The sequence below is a fragment of the Altererythrobacter sp. genome (genome assembly GCF_050299635.1).
Lineage (GTDB): Bacteria > Pseudomonadota > Alphaproteobacteria > Sphingomonadales > Sphingomonadaceae > Erythrobacter.
In genome coordinates this window covers 14,011-31,959 of the sequence record NZ_JBNKWF010000005.1, presented here as the reverse complement: position 1 = coordinate 31,959, position 17,949 = coordinate 14,011, and the positions used below count along the sequence as shown (strand labels likewise).

The 17,949-nt window shown below is 61.8% G+C and carries 15 protein-coding genes; 7 read left to right on the top strand and 8 right to left on the bottom strand.

Annotated elements, in window-relative coordinates; translation table 11 throughout:
* Positions 1-6: 6 nt before the first annotated feature.
* The 4 genes from ACQY6C_RS03645 to ACQY6C_RS03630 form a co-directional block, all read right to left on the bottom strand.
* Positions 7-951 carry an alpha-E domain-containing protein gene (locus tag ACQY6C_RS03645; protein WP_427964856.1) on the bottom strand — a complete coding sequence of 315 codons (945 nt, stop codon included), beginning with the start codon at positions 949-951 and terminating at the stop codon, positions 7-9.
* Position 952: 1 nt separating this feature from the next.
* Positions 953-2,380 (bottom strand): circularly permuted type 2 ATP-grasp protein, encoded by a 1,428-nt coding sequence (locus ACQY6C_RS03640; RefSeq protein ID WP_427964854.1) that lies wholly within the window; start codon positions 2,378-2,380, stop codon positions 953-955.
* Positions 2,381-2,459: 79 nt separating this feature from the next.
* On the bottom strand, positions 2,460-3,224 hold the full coding sequence (locus ACQY6C_RS03635; RefSeq protein WP_427964852.1) for an esterase/lipase family protein: 765 nt from the start codon (positions 3,222-3,224) through the stop codon (positions 2,460-2,462).
* A 121-nt stretch (positions 3,225-3,345) separates the two neighbouring features.
* Positions 3,346-3,888 carry a DUF3617 domain-containing protein gene (locus ACQY6C_RS03630; protein WP_427964850.1) on the bottom strand — a complete coding sequence of 181 codons (543 nt, stop codon included), beginning with the start codon at positions 3,886-3,888 and terminating at the stop codon, positions 3,346-3,348.
* A 148-nt stretch (positions 3,889-4,036) separates the two neighbouring features.
* Between ACQY6C_RS03630 and uvrB the strand changes: the two genes are divergently transcribed.
* Genes uvrB through ACQY6C_RS03615 form a run of 3 tightly spaced genes read left to right on the top strand, consistent with a single transcriptional unit; the run spans position 4,037 to position 8,346 of the window.
* On the top strand, positions 4,037-6,214 hold the full coding sequence (gene uvrB / locus ACQY6C_RS03625) for an excinuclease ABC subunit UvrB (protein ID WP_427964847.1): 2,178 nt from the start codon (positions 4,037-4,039) through the stop codon (positions 6,212-6,214).
* 46 nt (positions 6,215-6,260) lie between these two features.
* Complete coding sequence (locus ACQY6C_RS03620; RefSeq protein ID WP_427964844.1) at positions 6,261-7,763, top strand: S10 family peptidase; 1,503 nt, start codon at positions 6,261-6,263, stop codon at positions 7,761-7,763.
* 4 nt (positions 7,764-7,767) lie between these two features.
* Positions 7,768-8,346 carry a hypothetical protein gene (locus tag ACQY6C_RS03615; protein WP_427964841.1) on the top strand — a complete coding sequence of 193 codons (579 nt, stop codon included), beginning with the start codon at positions 7,768-7,770 and terminating at the stop codon, positions 8,344-8,346.
* Here the strand turns inward: ACQY6C_RS03615 and ACQY6C_RS03610 are convergent.
* Positions 8,318-10,369, bottom strand: coding sequence for a protein-disulfide reductase DsbD family protein (locus tag ACQY6C_RS03610; RefSeq protein ID WP_427964839.1), 2,052 nt, complete (start codon positions 10,367-10,369; stop codon positions 8,318-8,320). The genes ACQY6C_RS03615 and ACQY6C_RS03610 overlap by 29 nt on opposite strands.
* A gap of 46 nt (positions 10,370-10,415) precedes the next feature.
* On the opposite strand from ACQY6C_RS03610, the gene ACQY6C_RS03605 reads away from it, so the two are divergent.
* Positions 10,416-11,630: a UbiH/UbiF/VisC/COQ6 family ubiquinone biosynthesis hydroxylase gene (locus ACQY6C_RS03605; RefSeq protein ID WP_427964836.1), complete on the top strand. Its 1,215-nt coding sequence runs from the start codon at positions 10,416-10,418 to the stop codon at positions 11,628-11,630.
* An 11-nt stretch (positions 11,631-11,641) separates the two neighbouring features.
* On the opposite strand, the gene ACQY6C_RS03600 is transcribed toward ACQY6C_RS03605, so the two are convergent.
* The 3 genes from ACQY6C_RS03600 to hemC form a co-directional block, all read right to left on the bottom strand.
* Complete coding sequence (locus ACQY6C_RS03600) at positions 11,642-12,529, bottom strand: hypothetical protein (protein ID WP_427964833.1); 888 nt, start codon at positions 12,527-12,529, stop codon at positions 11,642-11,644.
* Between the two features lie 96 nt (positions 12,530-12,625).
* Entirely contained in the window at positions 12,626-13,300 is a 675-nt protein-coding gene (locus tag ACQY6C_RS03595) for a uroporphyrinogen-III synthase (RefSeq protein WP_427964830.1), read from the bottom strand.
* Positions 13,300-14,244 (bottom strand): hydroxymethylbilane synthase, encoded by a 945-nt coding sequence (gene hemC / locus ACQY6C_RS03590; protein ID WP_427964827.1) that lies wholly within the window; start codon positions 14,242-14,244, stop codon positions 13,300-13,302. Before hemC ends, ACQY6C_RS03595 begins: the two co-directional genes overlap by 1 nt.
* A gap of 44 nt (positions 14,245-14,288) precedes the next feature.
* Here hemC and tsaD point away from each other — a divergent pair, with 44 nt between their 5' ends.
* The 3 genes from tsaD to ACQY6C_RS03575 are packed head-to-tail and all read left to right on the top strand — an operon-like array spanning position 14,289 to position 17,868.
* Complete coding sequence (tsaD, locus tag ACQY6C_RS03585; protein WP_427964824.1) at positions 14,289-15,323, top strand: tRNA (adenosine(37)-N6)-threonylcarbamoyltransferase complex transferase subunit TsaD; 1,035 nt, start codon at positions 14,289-14,291, stop codon at positions 15,321-15,323.
* Entirely contained in the window at positions 15,320-16,339 is a 1,020-nt protein-coding gene (locus ACQY6C_RS03580) for an NAD(P)H-dependent glycerol-3-phosphate dehydrogenase (protein ID WP_427964823.1), read from the top strand. The genes tsaD and ACQY6C_RS03580 overlap by 4 nt, the downstream gene beginning before the upstream one ends.
* A complete protein-coding gene (locus tag ACQY6C_RS03575) occupies positions 16,336-17,868 on the top strand; it encodes an oligosaccharide flippase family protein (RefSeq protein WP_427964820.1) in 1,533 nt (510 codons plus the stop codon). Before ACQY6C_RS03580 ends, ACQY6C_RS03575 begins: the two co-directional genes overlap by 4 nt.
* Positions 17,869-17,949: the final 81 nt, after the last annotated feature.

Below are 17,949 nucleotides of genomic sequence, written 5' to 3'. Positions count from 1 at the left end.
CAGCCCCTATGCCAGGAACCGGTAGTCTTCGGCGATGGCGTCCGCGATCGCCGCATTACGCGCCATGAAGCCGGTGAGAAATTCGTGCAGTCCTTCATCGAAAATCTTCTCCGCGTTCAATCCCGCAATTTGCTCATCGGCATCCCGCATCAGTTCGTGGCTCTTGCCTTCACCGCCATAGATGCGCGCCAACAAGGTCAAATGGTCGCGCAAGGCGCTGTGACAATAGATCAGCGAGCGCGGAAACCGATCATCCAGAACTAGGAACTCGACGATACTGCGCGCGTCGATCTGCCAGGAGTTAAGCCATGTAAAAACGCGCTCGCCCGCCACCGAACGCAGGATCTGTTCCCATTGTCCGGTATCGAGCTTGGTCCCGACGTAGGACGGCGAAGGCAGCAGCAGGAAATATTTGATATCGAGGATACGTGCAGTCTTGTCCGCCCGTTCGATGAATGTGCCCGCCTGTGCAAAACAATAACCATCATCGCGCAGCATGGAGCCCGCGACCGCGCCACGCACGAGGCTGCCCGCGCCGCGGATCGCCCGAACCACCTGCCCCACGCTGGCTTGCCCGACCGGCCGCGCGAGCATGGCGTCGATCTCCATCCAGCTCGTGTTGACCGCTTCCCACACCTCGCTGCTGATTGCCGTTCGCACCATTCGCGCATTGGTGCGCACCGCATGCATCATCTGGCGAACGTTCCCGGCGTTTTCCTTGTCGCGCAGAATGAAGTTCCACACCTGCGAACCGGAATAGCCCTTATGAATAGAATCATAGGCTTCCTGCCGTCCCGACGTCGCGATAACCGATCGCCACTCGTCCTCTGCAGTGATGAGATCCCGGGTCAACGCCATGCGTAAACCCGCATCGAGCATACGCGCCGTATTCTCAGCCCGCTCGAGATAGCGGAACATCCAGAACAATCCGTTGGCGGTGCGTCCTAGCATCTCAATCCTTCAGCACCCAGGTATCCTTGGTGCCGCCACCCTGGCTCGAGTTGACGACCAGCGATCCTTTCTTGAGTGCAACCCGCGTCAGCCCGCCCGGCGTAATGTCGATCCCGTTAGGCGACATCAGCACAAAAGGCCTCAAATCAACGTGACGCGGCGCCAACCCCTTGCGCGTGAAGACCGGACAGGTCGAAAGCGAAAGCGTGGGCTGCGCGATATAGTTCTGCGGGTTGGCGATCAGCTTCTTGCGGAAGCTGGCGATTTCCCGCTTCGTCGCGGTCGGCCCGATCAACATGCCGTAGCCGCCAGAACCATGCACTTCCTTGATCACAAGCTCGTCAAGATTGTCGAGCACATAGGCCAGGCTGTCACTGTCCGAGCAGCGCCAGGTCTTGACGTTGGGCAGCAACGGTTTCTCGCCAGTGTAGAACTCGACGATTTCCGGCATGAAGCTGTAAACCGCCTTGTCGTCAGCCACTCCGGTGCCCGGCGCGTTGGCGATCGTTATCCCGCCTGCGCGATAGACATCCATGATCCCCGGAATGCCCAGCACGCTGTCGGGATTGAACGTCAGCGGATCAAGGAAGTCGTCGTCGACGCGTCGATAGAGCACGTCGATCGGCTGATAGCCCCGGGTCGTGCGCATCTGGACCCTGCCCCCGACCACGCGCAGGTCGCTCGCTTCGACCAGTTCGGCCCCCATCTGGTCGGCCAGGAATGCATGCTCGAAATAGGCCGAGTTATAGATGCCCGGCGTCAACACGGCGATGGTCGGTTTGCCACCTGTGGCCTCTGGCGCACAAGCAGCAAGACTCTTCGCCAGGCGGCGCGGATAGTTCGACACCGTTTCCACCGAGACGCGCGAGAACAGCTCAGGGAACATCGCCATCATGGTTTCGCGATTTTCGAGCATGTACGAAACGCCCGACGGCGTGCGCGCATTGTCTTCCAGCACGAAGAAATCGTTGGGACCGGTTCTCACCAGGTCAATCCCCACGATATGTGTGTAGATGCCCCCTGGAGGCGTAAAGCCCACCATCTGCGGCAGCCAGGCATCATTGTGGCGGAACAATCGCTCGGGCACGCGGCCGGAACGGACGATTTCCTGCCGGTGGTACAGATCGTAGAGGAAGGAATTGAGCGCGCTGACACGTTGCTCGATACCCCTGGAAAGCCTGCGCCATTCCGCCGCAGTGATGATGCGCGGCACCATATCGAAGGGGATCAGTCGCTCCTCGGCTTCGTCCTCGCCATAGACGTTGAAGGTGATTCCGGTTCGGCGGAAACTGTCGTCCGCTTCCTTATCCTTGCGGCGAAGCTGCGCCTCATCCTGCTCGTCAAACCAGTTGCAATATCCGGCGTATGCACTTCGCACCGAACCATCGGCGTTTCGCATCTCGTCAAACTGGTCCGCAGACTCGATCATTCATCCCCGAGTGGAGTTCGATTTATTGCAGTGCAACATTGCACGCATTTATCGATCCGCCAAGGGGTTACATGTAGCCCTAGCTGATAGAAGTGTTTTCGAGTTCCCGAAGCACGGTCAGGATCGCCTCAGGCGACTTGGAAAAACCCATATGCGTACAGCGCAGGGCAATGGCCCTGTCGCGTTCGCCTGGCAGGCCGCAAGCCGCTCGCGGAGATATCGCGCCGTCGCGAGGTGACCATAGTGCAACGGTTTCGACCGGGGGCTTTTCCGCCATATTCGCCTTGATCGGGGGCGCAGCAACCGAATGGCCGGTGACGAACTGGTAGATCCGCCAGACATTGTTAGCATAGGGCGACTGGCTGAAGGGCGAACCCATCGTGATGACCTTCGCCACCAGATCCGGATGTCGCTTCGCCAGTTCGCGCGCATAAAGCCCGCCCAGGCTCCATCCCACCAGCACCACCTGCTTGCCATAGCGCGCGTGTACGGCATCGATACGGCTGGAAAGGTGATCGAAGATCTCTTCGCTCGGACCCATGTTGAAGCCGAGCCCCCAATTCTTCACCTTGTGGCCCGCGCGCTCGATCTGCCGCGCCATATATCGCATGCGCAGTGGATGCGTGGCAAAGCCGGGCAGCAGGACCACGATCTGCGGATTGTCGGAACGGACGATATCGAGCGGCGGGCGCAGCTTGCGCGCCAGCGGTTCGGCAAGAGTCAGCGCTTCACCAAGCAGCAGGCGCAATGGCGGCGCCCCCGCCGCCTCTTCCGGGCGCGGCTCGCGCGCGAGCTCTATGCGTGTCTGCGCGTTCTCGCGAAGCGAGGACAGCACCTCACTCATGCGGTTCAAACCCGCTCGCCCAGTGGAAATCGCCTCACTCATGAGACGGGGTGTAACAGAACTGACTTATTCCCGCATGAACGAAAGGGGCCCGGTCACGAACCGGCCATAATCCGAAAAATCAGGCGCAGTCGCCGATCCGTTCATGCTTCGCCTTCATGCGAATGGTCGATTGGCCCATGCCGGTGAAATCGCCTTCCATGGTCATATCCATTTCCGAACTGGTGGGCGTACCCTTGCCCTTCATGGTCATCGTCATCGTGCCCTGCCCCTTATTGTTGCAGACCATTTTGCCATCGAAATCGCCGCCGCTGACGTTGAAGCGCTGGAAGGTGCAATCGCCATCCTGCGACTGTTTGGCCATATTTTCGAAGCCCTTGTCGACATCTTCCTGCGTCAGGCAGTATTTATGCGACTGGCCGCCCATCATCTTGCTCATCATGTCGGCCATGCCTTCTGGCGCGCCGGGCATGTTCACTTCGAGCACATCCATGGTCACGCTATATTCGCCCGGCTGTGGCTTCACGCCGCTTGCCTTTGCGCGCTGCGCAGCCTCTTCCATGCTGATATTTTCACCGCTCGCAATCTCATCGCTGGCGGGATCGTCACCACATCCAGCAAGCGGAAGGACGAGAGCGGAAAGTGCAATCAGTCTTGTACGCATGGGGAATCTCCTCACTGGGTCAACCGCTTGGTATCAAGATGCTGCGCCCACCGCAAAGCGTATGCGGTGAAACCAACGCGAGATCAGTTCTGTAAAAGACTCGTTTGCAGCGTTGCGATGCGTGCGTTTGTGCCCCATATGTTCGCACATGGCCGAACTCGTAATCAGACGCGGACTGGAAGAACCTGACACCAGCGGCGAGTTCGTTCCGCACAAGCCTGCGCGCCCTGAAAAGGCCGATGGCGGCAGGCGCTTCAAGCTCGTCAGCGACTACGAACCGGCAGGCGACCAGCCGCAAGCGATCGAGGAACTGGTCGCGGCGGCGAGCGATGGCGAACAGACGCAGGTGCTGCTGGGCGTGACCGGTAGTGGCAAGACCTTCACCATGGCCAAGGTGATCGAGGAAATGCAGCGCCCCGCCCTTGTGCTCGCCCCTAACAAGATCCTCGCCGCGCAGCTCTATGGCGAGTTCAAGAGCTTCTTCCCCGAAAACGCGGTCGAGTATTTCGTCAGTTATTACGACTACTATCAGCCCGAAGCCTACGTCCCGCGCAGCGACACCTACATCGAGAAGGAAAGCAGCGTAAACGAAGCGATCGACCGGATGCGCCATTCGGCCACGCGCGCCTTGCTCGAACGCGACGATGTGGTGATCGTCGCTTCGGTTTCGTGCCTTTACGGCATCGGCTCGGTCGAAACCTATTCGGCCATGGTGTTCGACATCAAGAAGGGCCAGGTGGTCGATCAGCGCGAATTGATCCGCAAGCTCGTCGCGCTGCAGTACAAGCGCAACGACACAGCCTTCGCTCGCGGCAGCTTCCGGGTGCGCGGCGACAATCTTGAACTCTTCCCCAGCCACTATGAAGACATGGCATGGCGGATCAGTTTCTTCGGCGACGAGATCGAGGAGATCAGCGAGTTTGACCCGCTGACCGGCAAGAAGGGCGCGAGCCTGGACACAGTGCGCGTCTATGCCAATTCGCACTACGTCACGCCCGGCCCGACGATGAAGCAGGCGACCGAAGCGATCAAATTCGAGCTGAAGGAACGGCTCAAGGAACTGCACGAAGAAGGCCGCTTGCTGGAAGCGCAGCGGCTGGAACAGCGCACCAATTTCGACCTGGAGATGATCGGTGCAACCGGCTCATGTGCGGGAATCGAGAACTATTCGCGTTTCCTCACAGGGCGCTTGCCAGGCGAGCCCCCGCCAACACTGTTCGAGTACCTGCCCGAGAACGCGCTTCTGTTTGTCGATGAAAGCCATCAGACGGTGCCACAGATCGGTGCAATGGCGCGCGGTGACCACCGCCGCAAGCTCACGCTGGCTGAATATGGCTTCCGCCTGCCAAGCTGCATCGACAACCGCCCGCTGCGCTTCAACGAATGGGACGCGATGCGTCCGCAGACCATTGCCGTTTCCGCCACGCCGGGCGGCTGGGAGATGGAGCAGACCGGCGGCGTCTTCGCCGAACAGGTGATCCGCCCCACCGGGCTGATCGACCCGCCAGTGGAGATCCGTCCGGTCGAAGATCAGGTGCAGGATTGCATCGAGCAGTGCCGCGCCACCGCCGCAAATGGCTACCGCACGCTCGTCACCACGCTAACCAAGCGCATGGCGGAAGACCTGACCGAGTTCATGCACGAAGCGGGCATCAAGGTCCGCTACATGCACTCCGATGTCGAGACGCTCGAACGCATCGAGCTGATCCGCGACCTCAGGCTCGGCGTCTATGACGTGCTGGTGGGCATCAACCTGCTGCGCGAAGGGCTCGACATTCCCGAATGCGGGCTCGTCTGCATCCTTGATGCCGACAAGGAAGGCTTCCTGCGTTCGGAAACCTCGCTGATCCAGACCATTGGGCGTGCCGCGCGCAATGTCGATGGCCGCGTGATCCTCTATGCCGACCGCGTCACGGGCAGCATGGAACGCGCAATGGCCGAGACCGAGCGTCGGCGCGAGAAACAGCGCGAGTTCAACGAAGAGCACGGCATCACTCCGCAGACGATCAAGCGCCAGATCGCGGATATCGTCGCACATACGGCAAGCAAGGATCAGGTCACCGTCTCAACCGGCGATGAAGAGGTGAACAATCTCGTCGGGCACAATCTGCGCGCCTATATCGAAGATCTCGAGAAGCGGATGCGCGAAGCCGCTGCCGATCTCGAGTTCGAGGAAGCCGGCCGCCTGCGCGACGAAATCCGGCGGCTGGAGAACGAAGAACTCGGGCTCGAGGACAAGCACGCGCCCATTATCGGCAAATCGACCGAGGGAAGACCCGGCACGCGCAAATTGCGCTACGGCAAGACACAGCGGAAGATGCGCTAACAGGTTACGATTGCCACTAACCGGCCGCTCGCATAGTTAGGCGCACATGACAAAGCGACCCATTCTGGCGGCCACTGCCGCGTTCACGCTTGGCATGATCCTTCCCGCTGTTTCCGCTGCGGAAGAGACAAAGGACTCGCCGGCCAAGGTAACCGACTACACTGCCAACAGTTCGTCAAAGTCTTTCACCGGCACTTTCGGCGGGCGATCCGTGCGATACACCGCAACCGTCGCAGAACAGGTGCTGAAGGACGATAAGGGTGCGCCAAAGGCCGCAATCGTCACCACCTCCTATATTGCGGAGCCGCGTGACAAGGCCCGCCCGGTAACCTTCCTGTTCAACGGCGGGCCCGGCTCTGCTTCGCTGTGGTTGCAGATGGGTGCATTCGGGCCGAAGCGCGTCGCGATCCCTTCCAACGCGAAGGATGATGGCGGACCTCCCTATCCTGTGCTCGACAATCCGGATTCGCTGCTCGACGTAACCGATCTGGTCTTCATCGATCCGGTCGGCACGGGATTCAGCCATGCGATCGGCGACACCGACCCCAATGACTATTGGGGCGTAACGCAGGATGCGCAATCGGTCGCCAAGGTGATCCGCCAGTGGCTGTCAGAAAATGGCCGCTGGAACAGCCCCAAATATCTCGGCGGCGAAAGTTACGGCACCACCCGCTCGGCCGCCGTCGTGCACGAATTGGAGGGCGGTTATAACGATGTTGCGCTCAATGGCGTGATCCTGATCTCCACCGTGCTCGATTTCGGTGCCGGATCGGACGCCGAAGGCAATGAGCTAAGCTATATCACCAATCTCCCGAGCATGGCCGCAACCGCACTCTATCACGGCAAGGCGAATGCACCTTCGGTCGAGCAATTCGTTGCGGAAGCGAGGCAGTTCGCCGAAGGGCCTTACGCCGCGTTCCTGCTGAAGGGTCAGAAGGCCAGCCAGGCCGAACGCGATGCAATCCGCCCGCAGCTAGCGCATTTCACCGGCCTTTCCGAACGCTATCTCGAGGCGGCGGACCTGCGTGTAACGCCGGGCCGTTTCTACAAGGAATTGCTGCGCGATCGCGGGCTCACCATCGGTCGGCTCGACAGCCGCTACACCGGCAAGGATTACGACAATGCCGGCGAGACTCCGGACAACGACCCCAGCTTCTATGGCATCGACGGTGGGTACACTGCCGCGGCCAATTCCTTTTTCCGCGACACGCTGGGATATACGACCGAGCGCAACTATGTGACGATCGGTGGCGTCAATGATTGGGACTGGCGCCTCAACGGTGGACGGGACTTCAACGCCTATCTCACCGTTGCGCCCTATCTGGGCAAGGCAATGCGCGAGAACTCAGGATTGAGCCTGTTCGTGGGGCAAGGCTGGTACGATTTCGCCACGCCTTTCTTCGCCGCCGAATATTCGCTCAGCCGCACCGGTATCCCGCAGGATCGGGTTCACTTCCATTATTATGACGCGGGACACATGATGTATGTGCGCGACGAAGACCGCCACAAGCTCTCGGCCGATATCCGCGCCTTTATCCGGAGCCGCTGATCCCTTGTTTCGCCTCTCTTCTCTGGCCCTGTGCCTCCCGCTGATCGCTCTCGCTGCCTGCAAACCGCCACCGACCGACGAGACACGTGCGCGCTTTCCGCTCGATGGTCAGCGGGACGGTCCTTCGCAACCGATCGACTCGCCCGACAGCAGCAATGCGATCTGGGCTGATAGCAAGACACCGGGCCGCATCATTTATGGCAATCCGGGCGAAGCGCCGATGCTGGCGCTTGCTTGCGTCGAGGAGGCCGGCACCCCGATGCTGCAGATCACGCGCTATGCCCCTGCCGACGAAGGCGCGGGCGCACTGATGGCACTGATCGGCAATGCCCATATTGAGCGCCTGCCTGTCGATGCGGTGGAGGCTGCACCCGAAGCTTATCTGTGGGAAGGCAGCTACCCCGCCAGCGCCCCCGCACTGGAAGTGCTGACGGGCCGACGCGAAGTGAGTCTGACGATCCCCGGGGCGGGCAAATTGACGCTCAATCCCAGCGAACGCCCGAGGATGCTGATCGAAAGCTGCCGCGGCGATCAGAAAGAGGACGCGGAGATTGTCAGCGAGGGCGCTGAGCCAGCTCTGTAAGCGTGTCAGGCGTCAGGACCTGCGGTAACTGCTCCGCTTCACCGCCCGGCTCGTACCACAGATAGAGCGGCACTCCCGCTGCGCCCTGCGCGTTCAAGAACATCGTGATTTCCGCATCGCGGCGTGTCCAGTCGCCGACCATGGCCACCACGCCCGCCTTCTCGAACGCCTGCTTCGTTGCCTCGCGCTCGATAGCGACGCCTTCATTGACCTTGCAGGTCACGCACCAGTCGGCTGTGAACCAGAGGAACACCGGCTTGCCGCTTGCGCGTGCTTCCGCCAGCGCCGTTTCGCTGAAGGCTTGCGGCTTGAGCAGCGAATCCTCGGCAGATACCTCCGCCTCGGCATAACTCGCAGGTAGTGCGAACGCCCCGAAAATGAGGAACGGGGCCGCAATCAGTCCGAATGCGGGCCAGGCCAGTTTGCCCGCCCTCTGCAACCGACCGACGATCATCAGCGCGACGACCAGGCCGAACACCACCACCAGAGCGATCAGAGCGAAGCCCTGCCCACCCAGACGAGATGTCAGCCAGATCAGCGCCAGCGCCGTCAGGCCCATCGGGACTGCCATAAGCTTGCGAAAGCGCACCATCCATGCGCCCGGCCTGGGCAGCCTGCTGCGAAGCGCAGGGACCATGCCGATCATCAGGAACGGCAAAGCCAATCCCAGCCCCAGTGCCGCGAACAGCAGCAGTGCGGGAAGCGGTGGCAGCAGCAGCGCCGCTCCAAGAGCTGCGGCCATGAAGGGGCCGGTGCATGGCGTTGCGACAAAAGCTGCGAGCAGGCCAGTGGCAAAACTGCTGGCGGGCTTGTCATCGCGCGTGATCGCAAGCGAAGGCAGCTCAAACAGACCGGCGAAATTGGCAGTGATGGCGACCGCAAGCAACAGCAGGAACACCACCACGCTCGGCTCCTGAAGCTGGAATGCCCAGCCGATCTGTTCACCCGCCGCGCGCAACACCAGCATTACCGCCCCAAGCGCCACTGAAGCCAGCATGGCGCCTGCAGTATAGGCAAGGCCATCCCGGCGAGCTTGCGCTTCGCTTTCGCCAGCACGAGCCAGGCTGATCGCCTTGATGCTGAGGATCGGGAAAACGCAAGGCATGATGTTGAGCAGCAGGCCGCCTGCCAATGCACCCAGCAGCAACAGCCAGATTGGCGGGATGTCGGCCGCCGTACCTTTCACCAGCGTTCCGCCACTCGGCACATCGCCCAGCTCGGCCATGAAGCGCACGCCATTGCCTTCGCCAAGCGACAGGATGCCTTCGACCTTCTCCGGCGTCGCCCCGCCTTTCAGCGGGATCTCTACAGCCAGCACATCGCCCTTGCGGCGGAAGGTCTGCGGCGCTCCATAGTCAACAAGTTGCTCGTTGGAGACAAACACATGCGGCGCATCCAGCGCCATGCTGGCAGGGATCGGAATGGCCAGCCGCAGCTCATTCTGCGTGAGTGCAAAGGCACTCTTGCTGTCGAGCATAGGCGGCAGCGCCGCACGCCACATGGCAAAGCGCTGATCCTCTACCGAATCAGGTTTGCTATCCAGAAACAGGCTCAATTTGGCTTGCTCGGGCACGCAGATCTTGTCCGTGCAGGCAAGCCACTGTGCCTTGAGCGAAATGGGCACTGAACCGGAGGGGCTAAAATCCGCCGGCACCGTGATCGGGATCAGCACCGCATATTCATGCTCATAGACATGGTTCATGATGCCGGAGATCATCAGCGTCTGCGGCACCGGGTAGAGCGTGTCACCCGCTTCCCAGCCTTCCGGCAATTGCCAATCGAGTTGCATGCCCAGCCCGGCATCGCCGGGGTTCGACCAATATCCATGCCACTCATGCGAACGCGGCGTGAAATGCAGCGCGACCATCACGTCCTCGCCCGGCTGCGCTGCCCTTTCAGCGACGAGCTCCGCCGCCAGGTTCGTCTCCTGCGCATGGGCGAGCGGCGCCAGCACAAGCGCGGCCAGCAACGCAACCAGCGCAGCAAACTCACGGAATCGGTTGATCATCCTTGCGTCTGTCACGGCTGTGCCTCTAGGGCGATGCCAATCCATTCGCAACGAGGCTGGTATGAGTGACAGGCGCGATTTGCTGATTATCGGCGGCGGGCTGGTGGGCATGGCGCTGGCGCTGGCCGCCGCGCGCAAGGGAATGTCCAGCCATGTCGTCGACCGGGCCGACCCGGCGGAATTGACCGCAGAGGGTTTCGATGGGCGCGCATCCGCCATTTCCACCGCGAGCTGGAATCTGTTCTGCAATATCGGGATTGGCGAGGGTTTGGAGCCCTTTGCCTGCCCGATCGCTTCAATCGCAGTAACCGATCAGATGAAGCCGGGGCGGCTCGATTTCACGCCCGAACCGCATGAGGGTTCGCTGGGCAGGATGTTCGCCAATCGCCAGCTTCGCATGGCTTTGTTCGAAGCGGCGAAGAATGAGCCGCTGATTGCCTGGCACGCTCCTGTCGATATTGTAGCACGCGAACGCGGCGAGTTTGGCGTTTCGGCCACGCTGGCGGACGGCACCGTTCTCGAAGCCGCGTTGATGATTGGAGCGGAGGGCCGCCGCTCACCCACACGCGACGAAGCCGGATTGAAGATGGCAACGTGGGATTACAGCCATCGCGCAATGATCGTGGGGCTCGATCACGAGAAGCCGCATGACAATGTCGCGTGGGAGATATTCTATCCGGCCGGGCCCTTCGCGCTCTTGCCCATGCTTGATGGGCCGCAGGGGCAGCACCGCAGCGCATTGGTCTGGACCGTTTCGGAAAAAGATGCGGCAGGCGTCGTCAAACTTTCAGACCGGGCATTTCTGGCCGAAGTCCAGAAGCGGATGGGCGATCTGCTGGGCGAAGTCAGTCTCAACAGCAGGCGCACATCCTATCCGCTCAGCTTCCAGCATACTGCCAGGATCATCGGTGACCGTCTGGCGCTGGTTGGCGATGCGGCGCACGGTATGCATCCAATCGCTGGCCAGGGCCTGAACCTTGGATTGCGCGATGTCGGCGCGCTGGTCGAAGTGCTGGCCGATGCGCAACACCTCGGTCTCGACCTGGGCGATCCGCAAGTGCTCAAGCGCTACGAGGAATGGCGCGCGCTCGATTCGCTGATGGTCATGTCCGCTACGGACGGGCTTACCCGCCTGTTCGGCATTCCCGGTAAGCTGGCATCGACTGTGCGCCGAGCCGGAATGGCAGGCGTGCAGCGCTCATCCTTCCTCAAGCATTTCTTCATGGACGAAGCACGCGGCATGTCGGGTCAATTGCCCGAATTGCTCAAAGCCTGATCTGAATCGGCTTACTCGGCGCCAGACTCTAGCGGGCTGAGTTGTTCGATCGGATTGCCCGAGCTATCGCGCAGCAACCGGGGTTCAAGAACGGCAGCAGTTTCCACCCGATCAAGCGCGTCCATGGCATCGCGAAAACGTTCCGCATCCGCGATCCAGCTTTCCGCCTTTGCCGCGCCTGGCAGATTCTTGACCTCCGCAATCGCGGAATCGACCCGTCCGGTTTCGAGGAACATGCGCGCGCGCTCGAGCCTGCGTTCAGGCTGAGGCGACGGGGTACTCTCACGGCGAACAACGAATAACTGGCCAAGCTCACGCTTGAAATCGGACCAGGTGAGGCTTCCATCCTCTTCGCTGATTTCGGGACCAAGACCTTCCAGCCGGGCAAGCAATTCATCCACCGTCACCGGATCGCGCGAGAATGCAATGATGGTCCGCACGGCATTAGGCAGCGCATCGCCAAAGCGCAGCCGCAGCTGGTCGGCAAGATAGCCCAGTTCCGCCCGGCGTTCGAGCGCACGGCGCGTGGCGAATGCGATCAACAGGCCTTCCGCCCGCGCGGCGTTCCCCGCCGCCGCCTGTGCCTGCAAATCGAGCCGTGCCAACCGCTGTTCTGCAGCCGCCAGGCGCTGGTCCAGCCCCCCTTGCTGCTCGGCCACGCGTTCGACGGCCTCGGCAGCCTCCGCGGCCTGTGCGGCCTCTTCCGCCTCGGTGGTAGAGCTCGCGCTAGGTGTTGGTTCTGGCGAAGAATCGTCAGTGGGTTCAACAGCTGGCGCACCAACCTCTGGCGAAGCAAGCGCAGCTTGCGGTTCATCATCGTTCGACTGCCAGACAAAATAGCCGACCACCGCCGCGCCCAGCAGGAACGAGGCGATCACAGCCCCCAGAATTGGCTGCATGGAACTTGCCTTGCGGCGACTACCGAATCTCGATTCCATTTCCGTCCGTTCCGCGACCCTACATGCGCACTATTCAGGCGCGCGATTGCTCAGAAGTTAATGGCACATGTCCTTCGTCAAGGCCAGCAATGCGGCTTCATCCGGACGATGCGCCGATTTCGCCATACGCCAGCCCTCACCCGCCGCCGCAAGTATGCGTGGCCCCAGTGCCGCAAGTGAGATCCTGGCCCGGTCGAGCCCTAGCCGGTCGCATTCGCAGGCGAAATGCATGGCGGAACCTGCCGAATGCAGAAGGACAAGGCATTGAGCTGCAAGGTTTTCCTGCAGAGCTTGCGGCAGTGGTAGGTGTTCCACACGATAGACAATCTCGGTGGCAATCGTGATATTCGCCGTAGGTGTGAGCGGCACATGCGCTTCTCCGGCGAGCCGTAACAAGTGGCGAGGCTGCGTGCCGAGCGAATCCACAACATGTTGCAGCCCGCCCTCACCCACCTTTTCCACGGAAAATCCCTGCGATTCCGCAACCTGGGCGGTCGCCTTGCCAACGGCCAGCACAGGCAAATGGCGCAAGTGACGGAGTTGCGGCCCACCATAGCGCAGGGCGTTTGCGCCACCGATCAGCAGTGCGTCGATTCCGGCGAGCTCGGGTAATGTCCAGTCCAAGGGCGCGATCCGCGACACAGGATATCCGGTAACCTCTATTCCCAATTCGCGAGCAGCGCCGATTGTTGTCGCAAGGCCCGGTTCTGGGCGGATTGCGACGATCTGCATCACTCGGAATCGATCCCGAAATATGGCCTCATGCCAGGCGTCAGCGCCGCGAGCAGTTTGTCTGCAAGCTCAACGATCCAGGCATGATCGGCGGGGAGGCCTTGCCCGCTACGCTCGATCCGCTCGGTGCCGTCGGGACTGAACAACGCGCAGCGCAGAGTGAGTATCTCGCCTGCATAAGTCGAAAGCATCGCAATCGGGCTGTGACAATCGCCGCTCAACCGCGCGAGCAGCGCACGCTCGGCCAGCACCGCCTCACGCGTCGCGCCATGGTCGATCGCTGCCAGCAATGCGCGCACCCGTTCGTCAGCGGAGCGGCATTCGATCCCGATTGCCCCTTGCGCAGGAGCCGGAAGCCAGTCGTCTTCGTCCAGCCTAATGCCGACATTGTCCTCGCCCAGCCGCGAGAGGCCCGCCGCCGCAAGGAATGTCGCCTGCGCCTCACCCGCCTGAATCTTGGCCAGACGGGTCGCAACATTGCCGCGGATCGGCACAACCTCGCAATCGGGCCTTGTGTAGAGCAATTGCGCAGCGCGGCGCGGGGCGCTCGTCCCGATCCGGCTGCCATGCGGTATCTCTGCAAGACTGCCCGCCCCCACCAGCACATCAGCGACATCTGCGCGCGGCAGGAATGCGCCAATGGTGAAATGCTGGGACCGAATCGTCTCGACATCCTTCATCGAATGGACGGCGGCATCGATTCGCCCTTCGCCAAGCCATTCGTCGAGTTCCTTGGTCCAAAGCGCCTTGCCGCCAATTTCCGCGAGGGGACGGTCCTGAATCTTGTCGCCGCTCGCCAACACGGGAACAAGTTCAACACGGTTTTCGTCCCAGCCGTGGGCGGCGCAAAGCCGCGCGCGCGCCTCATGCGCCTGCGCCATCGCAAGCGGCGAGCGGCGCGTACCGAGGCGCAGAAACGGTTGGGACTTTGCGGTGTCAGGCATGGATGCGCTTGCCCTAGCCATGCAAAGCCTTAAGGGGAAGCGCCATGAGCCTGGTTTTGGGCATAGAATCCAGTTGCGACGAAACAGCGGTGGCGCTGGTCGACAGCACCCGCGTCATCCGTGCGCAGCGGATCGCTTCGCAGGATGCGGAACATGCGCCCTATGGCGGCGTCGTACCCGAGATCGCGGCGCGCGCGCATGCAGAGCGGCTCGCGCCGATGATCGAGACCGTATTGAACGATGCTGGCGTCTCTCTGAACGAATGCGATGCCATTGCAGCCACGGCTGGCCCCGGCCTGATCGGCGGCGTGATGGTGGGACTGGTGAGCGCCAAGGCTTTGGCGATGGCCTCGGACACGCCGCTGCTGGCAATCAATCATCTGGAAGGCCATGCGCTGAGCCCGCGTCTGGCGGACCCTGCCCTGGAGTTTCCCTATCTGCTGTTGCTGGTCTCCGGCGGTCATTGCCAGATCCTGCTGGTCCAAGGCGTGGGGCGATATCGCCGCCTCGCCACGACCATAGACGACGCGCTGGGTGAAGCCTTCGACAAGACAGCGAAGATATTGGGCCTCGGCTTTCCCGGCGGCCCAGCGGTTGAGCGCCTGGCGCGCGAAGGCGATTCCGGTGCGGTGCCGCTTCCTCGTCCGCTGATGGGTTCGAAAGAACCGCATTTCTCCTTTGCCGGACTGAAAAGCGCGGTCTTGCGGGCTAAAGAGTCAGGACAACATACAGACGCCGATATTGCCGCGAGCTTCCAGCAGGCGGCTATTGAGTGCCTGTTGGACCGGCTCTCGCACGCGCTGGACCAGATCGATTCCATCCCCACACTGGTCGTGGCGGGCGGTGTCGCCGCCAATCTGGCGGTGCGAAGCGCACTCGAAGAACTCGCTGGCAATCACGGAATGGGCTTCACTGCCCCGCCACTGGCGCTATGCACTGACAATGCGGCGATGATCGCATGGGCCGGAATCGAGCGCTTGCCGCTTGGGCATTTCGACCCGCTGGATTTCGCGGCGCGGCCTCGCTGGCCGCTCGATCCGAATGCAGAGCCGGTGCGCGGCGCAGGAGTGAAGGCATGAGCCACGCAAGTGCTGACAGAAACGGACGCCGGATCGGCGTACTCGGCGCAGGCGCATGGGGCACGGCGCTGGCGCAAATGCTCGCGAGCGACGGGCGCGATGTCCTCATCTGGGCACTCGAGCCGGAACTGGCCGATGAGATCAACGCCAGCCATACCAACAGCCTCTTTCTGCCATCGGCAACACTCGCGGAACCGGTACGTGCCACGTCGGACCTCTCCGATTTCGCCGGAATCGACACCATTCTGGCCGTCACTCCGGCGCAGCATCTCGGTTCTGTCCTGCGTGGTCTTGCGTCCGGGCCGCGCGACCTCGTGCTTTGCAGCAAGGGGATTGAAGCCGGCAGCGGACGATTGATGAACCACGTCGCAAAGGATGCGCAGCCTGACAGCGAGGTCGCGGTCCTGTCCGGCCCGACCTTCGCGCATGAAGTGGCGGCCGGCTTGCCAACCGCCGTAACGCTCGCCTGCAGCGGCGGTGAAGCGCAATGGGAGCGCATTGCGCCCGCCATCGCGCGGCCCGCATTCCGGCCCTATTATTCGGACGATGTTACAGGGGCGGAGATCGGCGGATCGATCAAGAACGTGCTCGCGATCGCTTGCGGAGTGGTCGAAGGCTTGCGGTTGGGCCAGAACGCCCGCGCCGCCCTGATCGCGCGCGGTTATGCCGAAATGCTGCGGTTCGGCGATGCACTGGGTGCAAAGGCGGAGACGCTGGCTGGATTGTGCGGGTTGGGCGATCTGGTGTTGACCTGCTCCTCGACTTCGAGCCGCAACTTCTCGCTCGGCAAGGCGCTGGGCGAAGGGGGTGAAGCAAAAAGCCTGATGTCCGACCGCAGGACTGTCGCCGAAGGGGCGCACACTGCGCCGGTGCTGCAAGCTCTCGCGCGTGACAAGGATATTGCAATGCCGATCACCGATGCGGTCAACGCAATCCTCGAAGGTGCCGATCCCGCTCAGGTCGTAACCAGCCTGCTCTCACGCCCGCTACGTGCGGAACAGGGGGCAACTGCGTGAGCGACCCCGCGCCGCAGGCTGGAGCGCCCAGCAGCGAGCAAGGCGATATTGCTGCCCTTGCCAAGGGCGGACGGACAAATTTCTTCGGCTTCCTGCTTCGGCTGGCAGCGCGCCTGCCGTTCCTCTTTATAGCCGGTCGGCTATACGGCGCAGAGGCGCTGGGCCGCTTTGCCTCGGCGCTGGTTGTGATCGAACTGCTCGCGCTGGTCTGCTCGATGGGCGAAAAGCGCGGCCTCGCGCAAAGACTGACAGAGGGCGAGGAACTCCCGGCCAATCTTGTGTTCGACGGGCTGCTGTTGGCCCTAATTTTGTCCTGCATCGCAGGCGTCGTCCTTTGGTTCGTACCTGGTCCGATGTTCCCCAATGGAATGAATGGCCCGCTCGACAAGCTATTGGTCATTGCCATCCCAGGATATGCGCTGACCGAGATCCTGCTCGCCGCGCAAGCCTATCGCTATGACATCGCGACCACCGTTAGGGCGCGCGCTGTGATCGAGCCATGGACGATCTCGATCATGGCCGGGGTATTCTTCTACTCGCGCTGGAGCGATTCCGGCCTTGCGCTCGCCTATATCGCTTCGATCTTCGCGGGGCTGGTCGCAGCGGCATGGCCGTTCCTTCGAACCTATGGCCTACCCAAGGAATGGCGACCTGACCTCCTGAGGATGTACCGCTTGACCTCGCGTGCACTGCCACTGGCGGTGGCGGACGCAATCGAATGGGGCACGCGGCGGCTCGACATCTTCATCCTGGGCTTCTTCGCAGCGCCCGCAGCGGTTGGCGTCTATTACGTCGCACAACAAGTCGCGAGCCTGCCGCAAAAGCTCAAGACCAGTTTCGAGCCCATCCTTGGGCCGGTAATCACGCGCAATCTCAAGGAAAAGAATTTCGACGCGATCGCCCGCCAAGTCCGTCAGGTCGGCTTCTGGATCATCGCGGCACAGGCAGGGATCGCTTTGGCGCTAGGCGTCCCCGGCGAAGGTGTGATGGGCTTGGTCGGACCCAATTTCGTAGGAGGAACGGGCGCGCTCGCTTTCCTGCTGATGGCCGAAGTGGCCGCTGCGACCGCTGTGGTGTCCGAAGCCGCGCTGGTCTATGTCGCCCGCAAGCGTAATCTTGCGATTTCCATTGGCACCATCGCTCTACAGGCTGCCCTCACCATCGGCGCAATGATGCTGGTCGAGCGACTTGGCTATTCGGAAGCATTCAAGGCCGCGGGCGCCGCTGTGGCACTGATGTTGGCGCTGGGAACCGCCTCGCTGGTCAAGGCATGGCTACTCAGCCGTATTCTCAAGGCACCGGTCAATAATTGGCGCTGGGCCCTCGTCTGGGCCACCGCGCCAGCTGTGGCGGTGGGTTTCATTGCCACCCAGCTTCCCGAATGGATGGAACTGGTCTTTGGCATTCCCGCGATCCTCGCAACCTATGGCTGGGTGATCTGGCATCGCGGATTCGGCCCCGAAGACCGGGTATTGTTCCGCCGCAATATCGGCGGGACGAAGACACAGGACAAGATGCCCGGATCCTGACATTTCGACGTACGTACAACACGTTCAGTCGCCATTCACCGAAAATGACAATTCTGTAGCTCGTCGCGGGGCTGGCCCAAT